Annotated in this window: 15 protein-coding genes; 10 read left to right on the forward strand and 5 right to left on the reverse strand. The window is 71.6% G+C overall.

The features are described 5' to 3' along the window. Positions 1-34 precede the first annotated feature (34 nt). On the reverse strand, positions 35-1,135 hold the full coding sequence (locus PJ985_RS08770) for a glycoside hydrolase family 6 protein (protein ID WP_271683034.1): 1,101 nt from the start codon (positions 1,133-1,135) through the stop codon (positions 35-37). Between the two features lie 179 nt (positions 1,136-1,314). Here PJ985_RS08770 and PJ985_RS08775 point away from each other — a divergent pair, with 179 nt between their 5' ends. The 3 genes from PJ985_RS08775 to PJ985_RS08785 all read left to right on the forward strand — a co-directional run bounded on the left by PJ985_RS08775 (position 1,315) and on the right by PJ985_RS08785 (position 4,038). Beyond that, positions 1,315-1,824 carry a MarR family winged helix-turn-helix transcriptional regulator gene (locus tag PJ985_RS08775; protein ID WP_271683035.1) on the forward strand — a complete coding sequence of 170 codons (510 nt, stop codon included), beginning with the start codon at positions 1,315-1,317 and terminating at the stop codon, positions 1,822-1,824. Positions 1,825-1,890: 66 nt separating this feature from the next. Then, positions 1,891-2,262, forward strand: a complete 372-nt coding sequence (locus PJ985_RS08780) for a DUF3817 domain-containing protein (RefSeq protein ID WP_271683036.1) — start codon at positions 1,891-1,893, stop codon at positions 2,260-2,262. Between the two features lie 75 nt (positions 2,263-2,337). Further along, complete coding sequence (locus PJ985_RS08785; protein ID WP_271683037.1) at positions 2,338-4,038, forward strand: acyl-CoA mutase large subunit family protein; 1,701 nt, start codon at positions 2,338-2,340, stop codon at positions 4,036-4,038. Here PJ985_RS08785 and PJ985_RS08790 read toward each other — a convergent pair. Then, positions 4,014-4,697 carry a TetR/AcrR family transcriptional regulator gene (locus PJ985_RS08790; protein WP_271683038.1) on the reverse strand — a complete coding sequence of 228 codons (684 nt, stop codon included), beginning with the start codon at positions 4,695-4,697 and terminating at the stop codon, positions 4,014-4,016. The genes PJ985_RS08785 and PJ985_RS08790 overlap by 25 nt on opposite strands. Positions 4,698-4,878: 181 nt before the next feature. Between PJ985_RS08790 and PJ985_RS08795 the strand changes: the two genes are divergently transcribed. From PJ985_RS08795 to PJ985_RS08810, 4 genes are all read left to right on the forward strand, one after another. Beyond that, positions 4,879-5,850: a tetratricopeptide repeat protein gene (locus PJ985_RS08795; protein WP_271683039.1), complete on the forward strand. Its 972-nt coding sequence runs from the start codon at positions 4,879-4,881 to the stop codon at positions 5,848-5,850. A gap of 450 nt (positions 5,851-6,300) precedes the next feature. After that, a complete protein-coding gene (locus PJ985_RS08800) occupies positions 6,301-6,918 on the forward strand; it encodes a DUF6230 family protein (protein ID WP_271683040.1) in 618 nt (205 codons plus the stop codon). A 103-nt stretch (positions 6,919-7,021) separates the two neighbouring features. After that, a complete protein-coding gene (locus tag PJ985_RS08805) occupies positions 7,022-7,612 on the forward strand; it encodes a DUF6114 domain-containing protein (protein ID WP_271683041.1) in 591 nt (196 codons plus the stop codon). Continuing rightward, positions 7,602-8,984 carry a hypothetical protein gene (locus PJ985_RS08810; protein ID WP_271683042.1) on the forward strand — a complete coding sequence of 461 codons (1,383 nt, stop codon included), beginning with the start codon at positions 7,602-7,604 and terminating at the stop codon, positions 8,982-8,984. The genes PJ985_RS08805 and PJ985_RS08810 overlap by 11 nt, the downstream gene beginning before the upstream one ends. Positions 8,985-9,012: 28 nt before the next feature. Here PJ985_RS08810 and pyk read toward each other — a convergent pair whose 3' ends face one another. From pyk to pta, 3 genes are all read right to left on the reverse strand, one after another. Then, a complete protein-coding gene (gene pyk / locus PJ985_RS08815; RefSeq protein ID WP_271683043.1) occupies positions 9,013-10,437 on the reverse strand; it encodes a pyruvate kinase in 1,425 nt (474 codons plus the stop codon). Positions 10,438-10,572: 135 nt separating this feature from the next. Continuing rightward, positions 10,573-11,784, reverse strand: coding sequence for an acetate kinase (locus PJ985_RS08820; protein ID WP_271683044.1), 1,212 nt, complete (start codon positions 11,782-11,784; stop codon positions 10,573-10,575). Next, positions 11,781-14,063, reverse strand: coding sequence for a phosphate acetyltransferase (gene pta / locus PJ985_RS08825; protein ID WP_271683045.1), 2,283 nt, complete (start codon positions 14,061-14,063; stop codon positions 11,781-11,783). Before pta ends, PJ985_RS08820 begins: the two co-directional genes overlap by 4 nt. A 213-nt stretch (positions 14,064-14,276) precedes the next feature. Here pta and PJ985_RS08830 point away from each other — a divergent pair, with 213 nt between their 5' ends. The 3 genes from PJ985_RS08830 to PJ985_RS08840 all read left to right on the forward strand — a co-directional run bounded on the left by PJ985_RS08830 (position 14,277) and on the right by PJ985_RS08840 (position 18,541). Then, positions 14,277-15,302 (forward strand): 6-phosphofructokinase, encoded by a 1,026-nt coding sequence (locus tag PJ985_RS08830; RefSeq protein ID WP_271683046.1) that lies wholly within the window; start codon positions 14,277-14,279, stop codon positions 15,300-15,302. Between the two features lie 121 nt (positions 15,303-15,423). Then, a complete protein-coding gene (gene dnaG, locus PJ985_RS08835) occupies positions 15,424-17,334 on the forward strand; it encodes a DNA primase (protein WP_271683047.1) in 1,911 nt (636 codons plus the stop codon). 229 nt (positions 17,335-17,563) lie between these two features. Continuing rightward, the gene (locus PJ985_RS08840) at positions 17,564-18,541 is read left to right on the forward strand and encodes an RNA polymerase sigma factor (RefSeq protein WP_443033441.1); all 978 of its coding nucleotides are present in this window, start codon (positions 17,564-17,566) and stop codon (positions 18,539-18,541) included. The last annotated feature ends 68 nt before the right edge of the window (positions 18,542-18,609 follow it).

Here is an 18,609-nt window from a genome sequence, read left to right on the forward strand (position 1 = left end):
GTGACGCCGCGTCCCGTGACCCCGGACCCCGGGGTCACGGGACGTGCTCCGGGCCGGCCTCACGGGCCAGCCCGAGGGCGTACTCCGGCCACCACTCACCGGCCCGCGGCCCGCCGCGGCACTCGCCGTCCGACTCCCCGGGACGCTTGATCCACAGGAAGGCGTCGACCAGCTTCTCGCCGGTCTCCATGGTCGGCGGGGTGCCCAGCGCCCGGCCCGGCGGGTTGCACCAGGACTCCTCCTGTTCGCCCTCCAGCGGCCCGTTGCCGTTGCGGCTGGTGTCCACGACGAACGGCGGGTCGCCGTCCAGCAGCCCGGACAGGGCGCGGCCGTAGGCGATGACGCGCTCGGTGGTGCGGTAGTTCGACACGTTCAGGGCAAAGCCGTCCGCCCGGGCGATCCCGGACCGCTCCAGCGGGCCGACCAGATCGGCGGGATCGGTGACCCAGCTCGGGTTGCCCGCGTCCAGATAGACCCGGGTGCGCGGCAGCTCCGACAGCCGGTCCACGGCCTCGGCCAGCAGCTGGGTCCGCTCCTCGTGGTACATCCCGGCGGTGCAGCCGTCGACCAGGTGCGGCACGGCGTCCGGCTCCAGGATCACCATGGCCTCGGCGTCCCCGATGCTGTCCGCGAACGTGCCGATCCACTGCCGGTACGCCGCCGCGTCCGCCGCCCCGCCCTGGGAGTACTGTCCGCAGTCCCGGTGGGGGATGTTGTAGGCGACGAACACACCGGTCTGCCCGGCGGCCCCGGCCGCCGCGGTGACCTCGCGGATCCGCGGCCCGGGGTCGCCGTCGCCGTCCGGCCACTCGGCGATCGGCTGCCCGGCCATCCGGCGCAGCACCCGGGCGTCCTCGTCCCGCCCTTCCCGCTCCCACCGGGCGACCTGGCGGGCCGCGGGGCTCCGCGGGTCCACCCACAGTCCGGAGCCGGCCGGCGGGGTCACCGCGGCACTGCCGCCGTGCCGCTCGGGGGCCGGGGAGTCCGCGGATTCGTCCGGGCCGGGGCCCCGGGCATCGGAGGAGCCCGGCGGCAGCGAGCAGCCGACGGTGAGGGCGAGGGCCAGGCCGGCCACCAGCACGGCGAGCGGATGTGATGTCCTGAGGGCGCGGGTGACGGGAAGACTGCCGAACATGGGGTAATCGTCACATAACAGAAGGTGTGCGGCCGGGATGCTCCGCCGAATGCCGCAGGAGGCCGCGCCGGTGGCCGCACGGAGCCCCCGGGTGGCCGGAACACGGCCCTCCCGGGCCGGGAGGCTCAACTTCTGAGACGGCTCCGTCCGCGATATGACCAGCCGGTAAGGTCGCTGCTGTGCCGAAACCGCTCAGCTTGCCGTTCGACCCGATCGCCCGCGCCGATGAGCTCTGGAAAGAGCACTTCGGGGCCACCCCGTCCATGGTCGCGATCACCTCGATCATGCGGGCGCAGCAGATCCTGCTCGCCGAGGTGGATGCCGTGGTCAAGCCCTACGGGCTCACCTTCGCCCGGTACGAGGCGCTGGTGCTGCTGACCTTCAGCAGGCGTGGGGAGCTGTCCATGTCCAAGATCGGCGAACGACTCATGGTCCATCCGACCTCCGTCACCAACACCGTCGACCGGCTGGTGAGATCCGGACTGGTGACCAAGCGGCCCAACCCGAACGACGGGCGGGGCACGCTGGCGTCCGTCACCGACCGGGGCCGCAGGGTGTGCGAGGACGCCACCCGGGAGCTGACCGCGATGGACTTCGGGCTCCGGGCCTACGACGACGAGGAGTGTGCGGAGATCTTCGCGATGCTGCGCCCCCTGCGGGTGGCGGCGGGAGACTTCGAGGAATCCTGACCCGACCGTGGGGTAAGCGGGGGCCGGGTGAGGAACGCCCGAAACGGGCGGTTACGCTCGGGTGCCATGAAGCAGAGCGTCCTGACCCGCTACCGGGTGATGGCCTACGTCACCGCCGTCATGCTCCTGGTGCTCAGCACCTGCATGGTGTTCAAGTACGGCTTCGACATGGGTGAGGATGTCACGTTCGTGGTGTCCCAGACCCACGGCCTGCTGTACATCATCTACCTGGTCTTCGCCTTCGACCTGGGGCAGAAGGCCCGCTGGCCGTTCGGCAAGCTGCTGTGGGTGCTGCTGTCCGGCACGATCCCGTTCGTCGCGTTCTTCGTCGAGCGCCGGATCAGCGCCGAGATCAGGCCGCTGCTGGAGCAGCCGGAAGCCGCCGCCGCCCCGCAGGCCCGGGAGACCGCCGGCGCCGGCCCGTCCGCCGGAGCCTGACCTCCGCGTACGCCGGGGAGGTTCCCGGCGTGGCCGCATCGACAAATACTTGGACGTCCTAGTAAATTGGGCGTCATGGATGCTCACGCCATCGCAGAGGGCCGCCGTCGCTGGCAGGCCCGGTTCGACGCGGCCCGGAAGCGGGACGCGGACTTCACCACACTCTCCGGGGACGAGGTGGAGCCCGTCTACGGCCCACGCCCCGGAGACACCTACGAGGGCTTCGAGCGGATCGGCTGGCCCGGCGAATTCCCCTACACCCGGGGCCTGCACCCCACCGGCTACCGCGGCCGCACCTGGACCATCCGCCAGTTCGCCGGCTTCGGCAACGCCGAACAGACCAACGAGCGTTACAAGATGATCCTGGCGGCGGGCGGCGGCGGGCTGTCGGTCGCCTTCGACATGCCGACCCTGATGGGCCGCGACTCCGACGACCCGCGCGCGCTGGGCGAGGTCGGGCACTGCGGCGTCGCCATCGACTCCGCCGCCGACATGGAGGTCCTGTTCGCCGGCATCCCGCTGGGCGACGTCACCACCTCCATGACCATCAGCGGCCCGGCGGTGCCGGTCTTCTGCATGTACCTGGTGGCGGCGGAGCGTCAGGGGGTCGACCCGGCCGTCCTCAACGGCACGTTGCAGACGGACATCTTCAAGGAGTACATCGCCCAGAAGGAGTGGCTCTTCCAGCCCGAGCCGCACCTGCGGCTCATCGGCGACCTGATGGAGCACTGCGCCGAGGGCATCCCGGCCTACAAGCCGCTGTCCGTCTCCGGCTACCACATCCGCGAGGCCGGATCGACGGCCGCGCAGGAGCTCGCCTACACCCTCGCCGACGGCTTCGGCTACGTCGAGCTGGGCCTGAGCCGGGGCATGGACGTCAACAGGTTCGCGCCCGGCCTGTCCTTCTTCTTCGACGCCCACCTCGACTTCTTCGAGGAGATCGCCAAGTTCCGCGCCGCCCGCCGCATCTGGGCCCGCTGGATGCGCGACGTCTACGGTGCGACCAGTGAGAAGGCCCAGTGGCTGCGCTTCCACACCCAGACCGCCGGAGTCTCGCTGACCGCCCAGCAGCCGTACAACAACGTGGTGCGCACCGCGGTGGAGGCGCTCGCCGCGGTACTCGGCGGCACGAACTCGCTGCACACCAACGCCCTGGACGAGACCCTCGCGCTGCCGAGTGAGCAGGCCGCGGAGATCGCGCTGCGCACGCAGCAGGTGATCATGGAGGAGACCGGCGTCACCAACGTCGCCGACCCGCTCGGCGGCTCCTGGTACATCGAGCAGCTGACGGACCGGATCGAGGCGGACGCCGAGAAGATCTTCGAGGAGATCCGGGAGCGGGGCCGGCGCGCCGTCCCGGACGGCAACCACCCGATCGGACCGATCACCTCCGGCCTGCTGCGCGGTATCGAGGACGGCTGGTTCACCGGCCGGATCGCCGAGGCCGCGTTCCAGTACCAGCGGGCGCTGGAGAAGGACGAGAAGAAGGTCGTCGGCGTCAACTGCCACACCGGCTCGGTCACCGGTGACCTGGAGATCCTGCGGGTCAGCCACGAGGTGGAGCGCGACCAGGTCAGTACCCTGGCCGATCGCAAGGCGGCCCGTGACGAGGCCGCGGTGCGCGCCACCCTGGACCGGATGCTGGAGGCGGCCCGCAGCGACCGCAACATGATCGGGCCGATGCTGGAGGCGGTCCGGGCGGAGGCCACGCTCGGGGAGATCTGCGGCGTCCTGCGGGACGAGTGGGGAACCTACACCGAGCCCCCCGGCTTCTGACCCGGCGGCGGCGCCGGGCCTCTCCCGGCGCCGCCGTCCGAGGCGGTGAGACCGCCCAGCAGGAGGTCCGCGAACTCGCGCGCCCAGGCCGCGTCCACCGGCTGGTCGCTGACCAGGGTGCGGTGCACCACCGAGCCCGCGATGATGTCGAAGATCAGGTCCACCCGGCGGGCGGCCCGTGTGCTGCCCGCGGCCCCCGGTGGATCCTGCGGCAGCTCTCCGCGGAGCTGGGCGCGCTCCCGTCCGCGCACGACGAGCTCCCGCTGGCGGGTGACGATCGCGGCGCGGATCCGGGCGCGCAGCACCGGGTCGCGGGTCGACTCGGCGAACACCGCCAGCAGACCGATCCGGGTCTCCGGCCGCTCCAGCAGTTCCGCGAAGCGCAGCACCACCCCTTCGAGGTCGGCCGGCAGGCTGCCCCGGTCCGGCAGGTCGAGCTGTGCGTCGAAGAGGTCCGCGACCGCGTCGACGACCAGCTCGTTCTTGCCCGGCCAGCGGCGGTAGAGGGTGGTGCGGGCGACTCCCGCGCGCGTCGCCACATCGCTCATGGTCAGCTTCGCCCAGCCCAGTTCGGCCAGCGCGTGGCGGGTGGCCGCAAGGATCGCCCGGTCCGCCGCGGCGCTGCGGGGCCGGCCGGTACGGCGGGCTGAGGGGTGCATGGAGCAGCACCTTACCGGTCGGTAAGAAGATCGCCGCGCAGATGGCTCTGGGCGGGAGTGTGCTCCATCCGTTACGCTACGGCCCGTAGCGTAAGATGACGCGCGTCACGCAGCACGGACACGTGGCGGCTCGCGCCGAGGGGCGTTCCGGAACGGGTCGCGGAAGGGGGAGACTGGTCCCATGCAGCCACGCAATATGTCCATCAGCGGAGCCGTCGATCTCTCCGCAGTGAAGGCAGCCGCCGAAGCCAAGGAAAAGGCCCAGCAGGCCCGGGCCCAGCGAGCGGCGCAGCCGGGCGGGCCGCCGCCGGCCGGTGCCGCACAGCTCGTCTTCGACGTCGATGAGGCCAGTTTCGAACGGGACGTGCTGCAGCGCAGCGCCGAGGTCCCGGTGGTCATCGACTTCTGGGCCGAGTGGTGCGAGCCCTGCAAGCAGCTCGGACCGCTCCTCGAGCGGCTCGCCGTCGAGCACGCGGGCCGCTTCGTGCTCGCCAAGATCGACGTCGACGGCAATCAGGCGCTCTTCCAGCAGTTCGGCGTCCAGGGCATCCCCGCGGTGTTCGCCGTGATCGCCGGTCAGGCTCTGCCGCTCTTCCAGGGGGCCGCCCCTGAGGAGCAGATCCGGCAGATCCTGGACCAGCTGATCCAGGCCGCCGAGGAGCGCTTCGGCATTGTCGGCGCCCCGGTCGATGTCTCGGCCACCGGTGCGCCGGAGGCTCAGGCCACCCCTGAGCCTCCGGAGGACCCGACGCTCGCCGCGGCACACGCCGCGCTGGACTCGGGGGATCTCGGTGGCGCCGTCCAGGCGTACGAGAACGTCCTGGCCGGCGACCCGCAGAACGCCGAGGCCCTGCTGGGGCTCACGCAGGCCCAGTTGCTGAGCCGAGTGCGGGACGTCGACGCGCAGCAGGCCCGCAAGGACGCCGCCGACCGGCCCGCCGACGTGGCCGCGCAGCTCGCCGTCGCCGATCTCGACATGGTCGGCGGTCATGTCGAGGACGCCTTCGGGCGGCTGGTCGACACGGTGCAGCGGACCGCGGGGGACGACCGGCAGGCGGCCCGGGTGCGTCTGCTCGAGCTTTTCGAGGTGGTCGGAGCCGACGATCCGCGGGTGGTCACCGCCCGCAGCGCGCTCGCCCGGGTGCTCTTCTGAGCTGACCCCTTCTCATCCGTGGTCGGCGGCCGCGTTTTACCAAACTTTGGTAGAGCGCGGCCGCCGCTGCGTTCGGTGACGTGTCGAAGGCGTTTCCGGTGTGTTGCTCCCGGTTGGCCACCCCTGCACCCGGCGGTTGCCGGTGACGCTCCGTGGTGCCGCCGGAGAGTGGAAAGATCCCTACGCCTCCGTTACTTACTCGCTGGTAATGAACCTCTTGTGCGGTGCGGTGAGATGCACCACGATCGGCCAAGCCGACACGGCCATGCGTCGGCCACGGATCAGGGGGTTCCCACCGACGGGTGGGACCTGCTCCGTTGCGGCCGCGTGGTCAGTGGCAGTCCCCGGGGGTGGCCCGGGGGCATCGCGCCTCTCCTCTCCAGGTCCCCAAAGATCCATGGATCCCCCTGGCGGCAGGACCGGAGAGGTTGTCCGAGAAGGAGGAAAGTCATGGAGTCACAGGCTCGTGGCGGTACCCGATGGAAGCGGTTCGGCGTGGTCATGGTGCCGAGTGTGGCCGCGTCCGCCGCGATAGGTGTCGCTCTCGCCCAGGGAGCTCTGGCGGCCTCGTTCGCCGTCTCCGGCCAGCAGTTCAAGGTCACCACCGAGCGGCTGGAGGGCACCGGCTTCGTCCAGTACGGCGCTCTCGACGTCAAGCACGACGACGAGCTGGTGCCCGTCGCGGTGTCGGCGTTCAACTCCGCCACGATCAACAAGCTGTGCCAGTCGGTTGTCGTGCCGACCCCGATCGGCGACGTCACGGTCAAGCTGGGTGCCGGCGACAACCCGGCCAAGCCGGTCAAGGCCAAGAACCTCTTCATCGACATCACCGACCTCAACGCCGACGCGACGTTCACCAACATCGACATCGGTGTCAGCGTCGACCACAGCTCCAAGGGCCCGACGCCGAAGTCCGGCGAGCACCGGGTGCCGGGCTCGTTCGCCCAGCAGGCCGACAAGGCGGTGCTCACCGGCGTCAAGCAGACCGCGTGGGCGACCTCGGCCGGGACCTTCGAGCTGAACGGGCTCAAGATGAAGGTGCACAAGGGCAAGAACGAGTGCTACTGACGGTGTGAGCCGTCGCCCGGGGAGGGGCGCGTGACCCCCGCCCCGGGCGGTCCGGCCGTTCGAGTGTCCCGCTGTTGTCCGGCGTCACCAGGGAGTCCGCGCCATGAGCACCACCACATCCACTGAGCAACCGAGTACGCCGTCGCGCTTCTCCCGGGGGCGCGTGGCCTTCCGCCGCTGGAGGTGGCAGCGGCCGTTCTGGGCCGGGGTGCTCACCATCCTGGCCGGCCTGCCGATCGCCTACTTCCCTTACGCGAATCTGACGCTCGGTGAGCTGACCATCCGGATGGCGACGACCGCGGGTGCCGGCTCGGCGGTCATCGGAGCCCTGCTGGTCACGCTCGGCCTCACGATGTGGTTCCAGCCGCACGCCCGGATCTTCGCGGGAGTGGCGGGGATCATGCTGTCGCTGGTCTCCCTCGTGGTGTCCAACTTCGGTGGGTTTCTGATCGGCTTCCTCTTCGGGCTCGTCGGGGGAGGCATGAGTGTCGCCTGGGTGCAGGACGTCCGGGAGCCGCAGGGCGGTGAGAAGACCGGGCAGGGGTCGGCGGGTGCCGGGGACGAGGACCCGCGGACCGCGGAGCTGCCCGAGGGGCGCGTCCCGGCGCAGCGTGCGGCGGGCACCGGCAGCGCGCTCGCCGGCTTCGCGGGCGTCACCACAGAGCAGGAGAAGGAGACGCACCGTGCCGAGTGAGGAGATACCCGAGCAGGCGCCCGATCGGCGCAGAACGTTGCTGAAGCGCATGCACCTGCCGGTCGGCAAAGCCATGGCCTTCGCCGCGATGCCCTCGGCGGTGATGCTGGGCATGGGGCTCACCTCCCCGCTGGCCCAGGCCGAGCAGGGGCCCGAGAACCCCTTCCGCAGCGGGCCGTGCGTCGAGATGCCGGATGTCGAGGAGGAGGCCGGGGCGGAGGAATCCGCGGCGGCCGGTGCGGAGGACACCGGGCCGGAAGGTGCCGGGCCGGACAGCCCGGAAGCGGAACGGGCCGGGCCCGGCGGGGAAGCGGACACCGGCGGGGCGCAGGAGCGCACGGGAGAGGCCGGTGCGGAGGACACCGGGCCGCCGGAGGACCCGGAACCGGCGTCGCCGCCGGCGCCCGAGCCCTCTGACCCGGCCGACGGGGAGGCGCCCCCCGAGGAGGCGGAGGAGCCGGCCGGTGAGGAGCAGACGCGTGAGCGGCACCCGCTGGACCCGCTGGGGGTCGGGGACGCGCTGCGTGATCTGGGCGACGGGGTCCGGGGCATCTTCACCGGTGGCCGGGACTCCGGTGAGGCGGAGGCCGGCGCCGAGGAGGCGCCCCAGCAGTCCGACGAGGAGCCGGACGAGGAGTCCGGGGAATCCCGTGAGGCCGAAGGGTCCGACGGGGCAGGAGACGCCGGCGAGGGCTCGGCACCGGTGGAGGACCCGGCCGGAGCCGGGGCGGGGGCCCCCGAGACGGAACGGCCGGCGGCCGGGACCCCGGCGGAGGACGGTGCGGCGGACGGCTCCGCGGCGCCCGGGGAGAGCGACGGGGACGCCGCCGGCACCGGGGACCCGGCACCCGCGGAGGACGACCCCTTCGCGCCGGATGAGGACGGCAAGGTCCCGTTCCCCTGCCCGGAGACCCAGCGCGTCGACGGGGAGGGGGAGCAGACCCCGGTCACCCTCGCGGACGATCCCTGGGTCCTGGAGGCCACCTACCTCACGCTGCGGGGCCTGAAGTACCACGGCGTCGTGAACGTCACCACGGCCAACGGCTCCACCAAGCAGGCGCTGAAGTTCACGGCCGACAAGCTGGACATCGGCGACCTGCACCAGATGGTCGACACCCCGGAAGGGCTGCGGTACCACGTGCAGGCCGAGGCGGGGTCCAACTCGCCCTTCCGCAACGGACAGGTGACGATGTACACGGAGCGGCTTGAGGGCAAGCTGTTCGGGCTGATCCCGATCGTCTTCGACCCGGAGCACCAGCCCCCGCTGGACATCCCCATCGCCCACTTCACCGACGTGCACGTCACCCAGGCCGGTCAGTTCGGGGGCGAGCTCACCATTCCGGGCATGCGGCAGTACACGACCCGGCACTGACCGCGGGCCCCGGACGGAGGCCGGAGGGTCAGCTGTCGCGGCCCAGGTGCAGGATGCGCACCAGGTTGGTGGTGCCGACGACTCCGGGCGGCGAGCCGGCCGTCATGATCATGACGTCGTCCTCGTGGAAGCGGTTGAGCTTGAGCAGTTCGTTGTCCACCAGCCGCACCATCTCGTCGGTGTGGTCGGCGTGCGGGACGACGAAGGTCTCCACACCCCAGGTCAGGGTCAGCTGGTTGCGGGTCTCGGGCTCGGTGGTGAAGGCCAGGATCGGCTGGGACACCCGGTAGCGGGAGAGGCGGCGTGCGGTGTCCCCGGACCGGGTGAAGGCCACCAGGGCCCGGCCGTCCAGGAAGTCGGCCATCTCGCAGGCCGCGCGAGCCACCGAACCGCCCTGGGTGCGGGGCTTCTTGCCCGGCACCAGCGGCTGCAGGCCCTTGGACAGCAGCTCCTCCTCAGCGGCGACGACGATCTTCGACATCGTCTTGACCGTCTCGATCGGGTACTGGCCGACCGAGGACTCCGCGGACAGCATCACCGCGTCCGCGCCGTCCAGGATGGCGTTGGCCACGTCGGAGGCCTCGGCCCGGGTCGGCCGGGAGTTCGTGATCATCGATTCCATCATCTGGGTGGCGACGATGACCGGCTTGGCGTTCCGGCGGCACATCTCCACCAGCCGCTTCTGCACCATCGGGACCTTCTCCAGCGGGTACTCCACCGCCAGGTCGCCGCGGGCCACCATCACGCCGTCGAAGGCGAGGACGATCTCCTGCATGTTCTCGACCGCCTGCGGCTTCTCCACCTTGGCGATCACCGGCACCCGGCGGCCCACCCGGTCCATGACCTGGTGCACGTCGCGGACGTCGGAGGCGTTGCGCACGAAGGACAGCGCGACCATGTCGCAGCCCATGCGCAGCGCGAACTCCAGGTCCTCGACGTCCTTCTCCGACAGGGCGGGGACATTGACCGCCACGCCCGGGAGATTGATCCCCTTGTGGTCGGAGACGACCCCGCCCTCGATGACGATGGAGTGCACCCGCGGACCGTCGACATCGGTGACCTGGAGGGCCACGTTCCCGTCGTTGATCAGGATCATCTCGCCCTTGGAGACATCCCCGGGCAGGCCCTTGTAGGTGGTCCCGCAGATGCTCTGGTCCCCGGGGACGTCCTCGGTGGTGATGGTGAACTCGTCCCCGCGGACCAGCTCCACGGGGCCGTCGGCGAAGGTCTCCAGACGGATCTTGGGGCCCTGCAGATCGGCGAGCACGCCCACCGCCTGCCCGGTCTCCTCACTGGCCCGGCGGAGACGGTGGTACCGCTCCTCGTGCTCCCGGTGGCTCCCGTGGCTCATGTTGAAGCGGGCCACGTTCATGCCGGAGTCGATCAGGTTTTTCAGCTGATCGAAGCTGTCGACGGCTGGGCCCAGGGTGCAAACGATCTTGGAACGGCGCATGGAAGCGATCCTATCGGTTTGTTCAGTGGCGGAAGAAATTCGGGAGCGCGGCCGGACGGTACGTCACCGCAGCCGTCGCTGTCCGCACGCGGCCCGGTACGGCGCGCACGGATCCGCGAGGATCTGCGGGGTCCGTCACCCGCCGGCCTCACGGGTCACCAGCTCGTAGGTCTGCGTGGCGATCTCCAGCTCTTCGTCGGTGGGCACCACGGCCACCGCGACCCGAGCGTACTCCGGGGAAATCAGCCGGGGCCCCTCCGTCCGCGCGAAGTTCAGCTCCGCCCGCACGGCCGGCCCCAGCTCCTCCAGCCCGCTGATCGCCGCCGCCCGGACCGGGGCCGCGTTCTCCCCGACCCCTGCGGTGAAGACGACCGCGTCCACCCGGCCCAGCACCGCGTAGTAGGCGCCGATGTACTTCTTCAGCCGGTGCACATAAACGTCGAACGCCAGCCGGGCCGCCTCGTCCCCCTCGTCCGTCCGGCGGCAGATCTCCCGCATGTCGTTGTCCCCGCACAGGCCCGTCAGCCCCGAGCGGTGATTCAGCAGGTGGTCGATCCCGTCCACCGACATGCCGGCCACCCGCGCCAGATGGATGATCACCCCCGGGTCGAGGTCCCCCGGGCGGGTGCCCATCACCAGGCCCTCCAGCGGCGTCAGCCCCATCGAGGTGTCCACGCACCGCCCGCCCGCCACCGCCGAGGCCGAGGCGCCGTTGCCCAGGTGCAGCACGATGATGTTCAGCTCGGACAGCTCCCTGCCCAGCAGCTCCGCGGTCTTCCGGCAGACGTACGCGTGCGAGGTGCCGTGGAAGCCGTAGCGGCGGATCCGGTGCTCGTCGGCGGTCGCGACGTCGAGTGCGTAGCGGGCCGCGTGCTCCGGCATCGTGCGGTGGAACGCGGTGTCGAACACCGCCACCTGCGGCAGGGCCGGGTTGAGGGCCCGTGCGGTCCGGATGCCGGCGAGGTTGCCCGGATTGTGCAGCGGGGCAAGAGGGATCAGCCTTTCGATCTCCGCCTCCACCTCCTCGTCCACGGCCACCGGCGCGCTGAACGCCTCGCCGCCGTGCACCACCCGGTGGCCGATCGCGAGCAGCTCGGGGGAGTCCAGCCCCATGCCGTCCGCGGCCAGCTCCCCGGCGACCGACTCCAGCGCCGCCTCGTGGTCGGCCATCCGGCGGACCCGCTCCCGCCGCTCGCCGTCCGCCCCGGTGTGCAGATGGCGTGAGGCCGGCTCACCGATCCGCTCGACGATGCCGGCGGCCGGCCGGCGGCCCGTCACCATGTCCAGCAGCTGGTACTTCACCGAGGAGGAGCCGGAGTTGAGGACGAGGACCCGGGTGGCGGTCACTGGCTCGCTGCCTTCCGTGCTTGGGCCTGGACGGCGGTGATGGCGACGGTGTTGACGATGTCCTGCACCATCGCACCGCGGGAGAGGTCGTTGACCGGCTTGCGCAGCCCTTGCAGCACCGGGCCGACAGCCACCGCCCCGGCGGAACGCTGGACCGCCTTGTACGTGTTGTTGCCGGTGTTCAGGTCGGGGAATATCAGCACCGTCGCCTGCCCGGCGACCTCCGAGCCGGGCAGCTTCGCCGCGGCCACCGACGGCTCCACCGCCGCGTCGTACTGGATCGGGCCGTCCACCTTCAGGTCCGGACGCCGCTCCCGCACCAGTGCGGTGGCCGCCCGCACCTTGTCCACGTCCGCGCCGGTCCCGGAGGTGCCGGTGGAGTACGAGAGCATCGCGACCCGCGGCTCGACCCCGAACCAGGCTGCCGTCGCCGCCGACTCGACGGCGATGTCCGCCAGCTGTTCGGCGTTCGGTACCGGATTGACCGCGCAGTCTCCGTAGACGAGCACCTTGTCGGACAGGCACATGAAGAACACCGAGGAGACGATCCCGGCGTCCGGCCGGGTCCGGATGATCTCGAAGGCCGGCCGGATCGTCGCCGCCGTGGAGTGCGCCGCACCGGAGACCATGCCGTCCACCAGCCCCTCCTCGACCATCAGGGTGCCGAAGTACGACACGTCGGCCACCACGTCGTGGGCCAGCTCCTGCGTGACACCCCGGTGCGCGCGCAACTGCGCGTACCGCTCGGCGAACCGCTCCCGCAGCGGCGAGGTCTGCGGGTTCACCACCCGGGCGCTGGGGCCTTTCCCTTCGGGCACCTCGTCCGGGCCGAGCAGCCGCAGGTCCACGCCCAGGTCGGCCGCCCGCCGGCGCACCGCGGTGTCGTCCCCGAGCAGGGTCAGATCGCAGATGTTGCGGCGCAGCAGCACCTCCGCCGCGCGCAGCACCCGCTCCTCGGTGCCCTCCGGAAGCACCACGTGCCGGCGGTCGGTACGGGCCCGCTGCACCAGCTCGTGCTCGAACATCATCGGCGTCATCCGGTCACTGCGCACCACCGACAGCCGTTCGGTGAGCGCCCCGGTGTCCACCCGGGTCTCGAAGAGGCCCAGGGCGATCTCCGCCTTGCGGGGGGTGGCGGCCGTCAGCTTGCCCTCGAGACCCGTCAGCCGCGCCGCGGTGGCGAAGGAGTTCGCGGGCACCGACAGCACCGGGGTGCCCGGGGCCAGCCGGTCGGCCAGCGACATGATCTCAGGACCCGGGTGCTGACCCAGCGTCAGCAGCACCCCCGCGATCGGCGGCGACCCCGCGGAGTGCGCGGCCAGCGCCCCGATCACCAGGTCGGCCCGGTCCCCGGGGGCCACCACCAGGCAGCCCTCGGTCAGCGCGTTCAGGAAAGTCGGCAGCATCGCACCGCCGAACACGAAATCCCGCACATCCCGGGCCAGCCCGGTCTCGTCCCCCAGCAGCACCTTCGCGTCCAGCGCGGCGACCGTCTGGGCCACGGTCGGGGCGGACAGCGCGGGTTCCTCCGGCAGCACGTACACCGGCTCCGGCAGGTGGCGCCCCAGCTCCCGGGCGGCCTTCCTGGCCTCCCGGTCCTGTACCCGGTTGGCGATCGTGGCGATCACCTCGCAGCCGCGTGAGGTGAAGGCCCGCCGGGCGATCCGCACCTCGGCCACCACCGACTCGGCACTGCGGTCCAGCCCGCCGATGACCGGCAGCACCGCCGCACCCATCTCGTTGGCCAGCCGGGCGTTGAGCGCCAGCTCGTCCGGCAGCCCGGTGTCCCCGTAGTCGGTGCCCAGCACCAGGACCGCCTGATAGTCCTTGGCCACCTCGTGGAACCGGTCCACCAGCAGCGTCACCAGCTCGTCGGTGCCCTGCTCGGCCTGCAGCGCGGAGGCTGCGGCATACGTCATGCCCGTCGCCGAGGCCCGCGACTGCGACAGCCGGTAGCGGCCCCGCAGCAGCTCCACCACCGTGTCGGAGCCGTCGTGCGCCAGCGGCCGGAACACCCCCACCCGGTCGACCAGGCGGGTCAGTACCTCCATGACCCCCAACTCGATCACCTGCCGGCCGTCCCCCCGGCCGACCCCGGCCACGTAGACGCTGGGCGGCCCATGGCCCGCCCGCCCGGTGTCCGCCGCCCGCTCCCCGGCCCCCCGCGCGTCGTGCTCCGCGCCGCTGCCGACGCCCATGTCCCGCGGGTGCTGCTCCCCGCGCGTACCCGCGCTGTCCTCCACGGCGCTCCCGCCGCGCTGTACGGTCCCGTCCTGCAAGGCGTCCTCGGTTCCTGTTCCGCGGCTGCCGCACAGTCGCGGACGCGTCCGTTCCGTGATCTCGCTACCCTTGACCGTACCTCTGTGACTTGTGGTCGCGCGCTTCGAGTTGCCAGGGCTGCCCGCCGGGGCCGCCGGGCGTGAAACAATCAGGCCGGCCCCGATGGCGCGGCCGTACGCACCTACGAATGAGCAGGCAGGAGAGAGTCCCCCATGCGTATCGGAGTTCTCACCGCAGGCGGTGACTGCCCCGGCCTCAACGCCGTCATCCGCTCGATCGTGCATCGCGCCGTGGTGGACCGGGGCGACGATGTGATCGGATTCGAGGACGGCTTCAGAGGGCTCCTCGAGGGCAGGTACCGCAAGCTCGACATCAACGCCGTCAGTGGCATCCTGGCCCGCGGAGGCACCATCCTGGGGTCCAGCCGCCTGGAGAAGGACCGCCTCCGGGAGGCCTGCGACAACGCTGAGCAGCTGCGCCGTGAGCTCGGCCTCGACGCGCTGATCCCGATCGGTGGCGAGGGCACCCTGACCGCCGCCCGGATGCTGTCCGACGCGGGGATCCCCGTCGTCGGAGTGCCGAAGACCATCGACAACGACATTTCCGCGACCGACCGCACCTTCGGGTTCGACACCGCCGTCGGCGTCGCGACGGAGGCCATCGACCGGCTGAAGACCACCGCCGAGTCCCACCAGCGGGTGATGGTGGTCGAGGTGATGGGCCGCAACGCCGGCTGGATCGCCCTGGAATCGGGGATGGCCGGCGGTGCCCACGGCATCTGCCTCCCCGAGCGTGACTTCTCGGTCGACGGCCTGTGCACGATGGTGCGGGAGCGCTTCGCGCGCGGCAAGAAGTTCGCCGTGATCTGTGTCGCCGAGGGCGCCCACCCCGCCGAGGGCTCCATGCCCTACGAAAAGGGGGAGATCGACCCCTACGGTCACGAGCGGTTCGCCGGCATCGGCAACCGCCTCTCGGTCGAGCTGGAACGCCGCCTGGGCACCGAGTCCCGGCCCGTCATCCTGGGCCATGTGCAGCGCGGCGGCACGCCCACCGCCTTCGACCGGGTGCTCGCCACCCGCTTCGGCTGGCACGCGGTGGAGGCCGCCCACCGCGGCGACTTCGGCAACATGACCGCGCTGCGCGGCACGGACATCGTGATGGTCTCGCTGGCCGACGCGACCTCCGAGCTGAACACCGTCCCGCAGAACCGGATGGACGAGACCGAGGCGGTGTTCTGAGGGGCCGGGCAGCTCCACGCCGGGCTGACCGCCGTCACCCGGGCCGGACCGGCGGGTGACACCCGTCCGGGCCGTCCGCCCGCCGTCCGCCGCCGCCACCCCGGCGCCGTAGACTTCCCGCGTGGCGGGCAGGATCAACGACGACGACGTGAAGGCGGTGCGGGACGCGGTCCCGATCGACGCCGTCGTCTCCGACTATCTCCAGCTGCGGAACGCCGGCGGGGGCAACCTCAAGGGCCTGTGCCCCTTCCATGACGAGAAGTCCCCCTCCTTCCACGTCAGTCCCGGCAAGGGCTTCTACCACTGCTTCGGCTGCCAGGAGGGCGGGGACACCCTCGACTTCGTGATGAAGCTCGAGCACCTCTCCTTCTCCGAGGCCGTCGAGCGGCTCGCCGCCCAGGCCGGCATCACCCTGCGCTACGAGGAGGGCGGCTACGGGCGGGCCAGCCAGCAGGGCGAACGCACCCGGCTCATCGAGGCCCACCGGGTCGCCGCCGAGTTCTACCAGGAGCAGCTGGGCAGCCCCGAGGCCGGTATCGGCCGGACCTTCCTCGCCGAACGCGGATTCGACCAGGCGGCCGCCGCGCACTTCGCGGTCGGCTACGCCCCTGCGGGCTGGGACCACCTGGTGCGCTTCCTGCGCGGCCGGGGCTTCACCGACAAGGAGCTGACCCTCTCCGGCGTCGCCCAGGAAGGCCGGCGCGGGCCGATCGACCGGTTCCGGGGGCGGCTGGTCTGGCCGCTGCGGGACATCACCGGAGAAGTCATCGGCTTCGGAGCACGCAAGCTGCGCGAGGACGACAACGGCCCCAAGTACCTCAACACCCCCGAAACGCCCATTTACCGCAAGTCGCAGGTGCTCTACGGCATCGACCTGGCCAAGAAAGACATCGCCAAGGCCAACCGCGCCGTGGTGGTCGAGGGCTACACCGACGTCATGGCCTGCCACCTCGCCGGAGAGACCACCGCCATCGCCACCTGCGGCACCTCCTTCGGTGAAGGCCACGTGAAGATCCTCCGCCGGCTGCTCATGGACAATTCCCGCTCCGAGGTGATCTTCACCTTCGACGGCGACGCCGCCGGCCGGAAGGCCGCCCTGCGCGCTTTCGAGGACGACCAGAAATTCGCCAGCAAGACCTGGATCGCCCTCACCCCCGGCGGCATGGACCCCTGCGACCTGCGCCTCGCCAAGGGCGACGAGGCGGTCCGGGAGCTGGTCGACGGACGCACCCCGCTGTTCGAGTTCGCCCTCCGGTCCGCGGTCGCCCAGCACAACCTCGACACCGCCGAGGGCCGCTCCGCCGCCCTGGAATCCGCCGCCCCGATCCTCGCCCGGATCAAGGACGGCGCCATCCAGCACGAGTACGCGGTCCGCCTCGCCGGACTGCTCGGCATCATGGACACCCAGTTCGTCGTCCAGCGGGTCGCCCGGATGGCCCGCCACCGTCGGGACGGCGGACTGCCACCGGACGGCGGCCGGCAGCGGCAGCCCTCCGGCCCGCGGCGGACGCCCGTACCGTCGCCCGCCCCGACCGCAGGCGGCCCGGCACTGAACCTGCGCAGCCCCGCCCACCGGGTCGAACGCGAACTGCTCAAGCTCGCCCTGCAGTTCCCGCAGCTCGTCTCCCCGGCCTTCGACGCCTACGGCGAGGACGAGTTCACCGCCCCGCCGTACGCGGTGGTGCGCCGGTGCATCGAGGAGGCCGGGGGAGCGGCCGCGGCGGACGACGGCTACGTGGCCCGGGTACGGGCCGCCGCCCCCGACGACACCGTCCGCTCCCTGGTCACCGAGCTGACCGTGGAGCCGCTGCGCACCCGCCGCGCAGCCGACGAGACGTACGCCGGGGAGCAGCTGGTGGGGGTCCGGCTGGCCGCCGCCGACCGGCGCATCACCGAGCTGGAGAGCTCCGCCCTGCGGCTGGAAGCACAGGGCGAACAGGAACACTCAGCAGCCCTGCGCCAAGAAGTCTGGACCCTCCAGCAGTACCGCACCGCCCTGCGGGAACGCGGCGTCGCGGCCCTCTACGGGTGAACCGGCCGGCAAAGGGGCACACACTCCGGTAGCGGGGCATACGCATCGGGTGGCGGCCCCGTCCAGAAAGTGGACGCAAGCCCCTCGTGGCCGGGGCGGCCCTTACCGCACACTGGTGGCGGCACCGCTCCCCGACCGGCTGCGATGACCTGGAGGTCGCCCCGTGCAGACCCGGACAACCGGCACGGCAACGGCTGTGCCACCCTCCGCGCAGCCCTCCGCTCCCGCCGTGCCCACCGAACGGGTGCCCCGCCAGTGGCCCGCCGGACGCGAGTCCTGGCCGCGGACCGAAGACAGTGCCACGGGCGACCTCTTCCGCCAGTACCTGCGCGAAATCGGGCGCATTCCGCTGCTCACCGCCTCCGGCGAGGTCGAACTGGCCCGCCGGATCGAGGCCGGGCTGTTCGCCGAGGAACGGCTGCGCACCTCCACCGGGCTCGACGACCGGCTCGCCCTGGATCTCGACCGGCTCGTGGTGCGCGGACGGCTGGCGAAGCGTCAGCTCATCGAGGCGAACCTGCGGCTGGTCGTCTCCGTGGCGAAACGCTATGCGGGCCGCGGCCTGACCATGCTCGACCTCGTGCAGGAGGGAAACCTCGGGCTGATCCGGGCGGTGGAGAAGTTCGACTACACCCGCGGGTTCAAGTTCTCCACGTACGCCACCTGGTGGATCCGGCAGGCGATGTCCCGCGCCATCGCCGACCAGGCCCGCACCATCCGTGTCCCCGTGCACGTCGCCGAGCTCATCAACCGGGTGGTGCGGGTGCAGCGCCGGATACTCCAGGAGAACGGCTACGAGCCGACCGCCGCGGAGGTCGCCGCCCACCTGGGACTCACCGCCGTCCGGGTCGGCGAGATCCTGCGCCTTGCCCAGGAGCCGATCTCGCTGCAGTCCCCGGTCGGCGAGGAGGACGACGCCAGCCTCGGGGACCTCATCGAGGACGTGCACATCCCCTCGCCGGTGGAATCCGCGGCCTTCCTGCTGCTGCGCCAGCAACTGGAGGCCGTGCTGTGCACGCTGAGCGACCGTGAGCGCCGGGTGGTGGAGCTCCGCTACGGGCTGGTCGACGGCCGCCCCAGAACACTGGAGGAGATCGGCCGGCTGTTCGGCGTCACCCGGGAACGCATCCGGCAGATAGAGCACAAGACGTTACGCAAGCTCCGCGCACACACCTATGTCGAGCACTTGCGCGGCTACCTGGACTGACCGGCCCGCCCCGCCCCCGCCACCCGGCCCCGCGGCGGGACTCGGGCACGTCCCGAGGGCCGTTTCGG

The organism is Streptomyces sp. ACA25 (assembly GCF_028200735.1).
In the GTDB taxonomy this organism is placed as follows: Bacteria; Actinomycetota; Actinomycetes; order Streptomycetales; family Streptomycetaceae; genus Streptomyces.

What these genes read in the sequence shown, in the direction of transcription:
- PJ985_RS08800 (WP_271683040.1), top strand. Translation starts at nt 6,301, where the DNA reads ATGGAGTCACAGGCTCGTGGCGGTACCCGATGGAAGCGGTTCGGCGTG.
- PJ985_RS08780 (WP_271683036.1), top strand. Translation starts at nt 1,891, where the DNA reads ATGAAGCAGAGCGTCCTGACCCGCTACCGGGTGATGGCCTACGTCACC.
- PJ985_RS08830 (WP_271683046.1), top strand. Translation starts at nt 14,277, where the DNA reads ATGCGTATCGGAGTTCTCACCGCAGGCGGTGACTGCCCCGGCCTCAAC.
- PJ985_RS08770 (WP_271683034.1), bottom strand. Translation starts at nt 1,135, where the DNA reads ATGTTCGGCAGTCTTCCCGTCACCCGCGCCCTCAGGACATCACATCCG.
- PJ985_RS08785 (WP_271683037.1), top strand. Translation starts at nt 2,338, where the DNA reads ATGGATGCTCACGCCATCGCAGAGGGCCGCCGTCGCTGGCAGGCCCGG.
- PJ985_RS08795 (WP_271683039.1), top strand. Translation starts at nt 4,879, where the DNA reads ATGCAGCCACGCAATATGTCCATCAGCGGAGCCGTCGATCTCTCCGCA.
- PJ985_RS08805 (WP_271683041.1), top strand. Translation starts at nt 7,022, where the DNA reads ATGAGCACCACCACATCCACTGAGCAACCGAGTACGCCGTCGCGCTTC.
- pyk (WP_271683043.1), bottom strand. Translation starts at nt 10,437, where the DNA reads ATGCGCCGTTCCAAGATCGTTTGCACCCTGGGCCCAGCCGTCGACAGC.
- PJ985_RS08790 (WP_271683038.1), bottom strand. Translation starts at nt 4,697, where the DNA reads ATGCACCCCTCAGCCCGCCGTACCGGCCGGCCCCGCAGCGCCGCGGCG.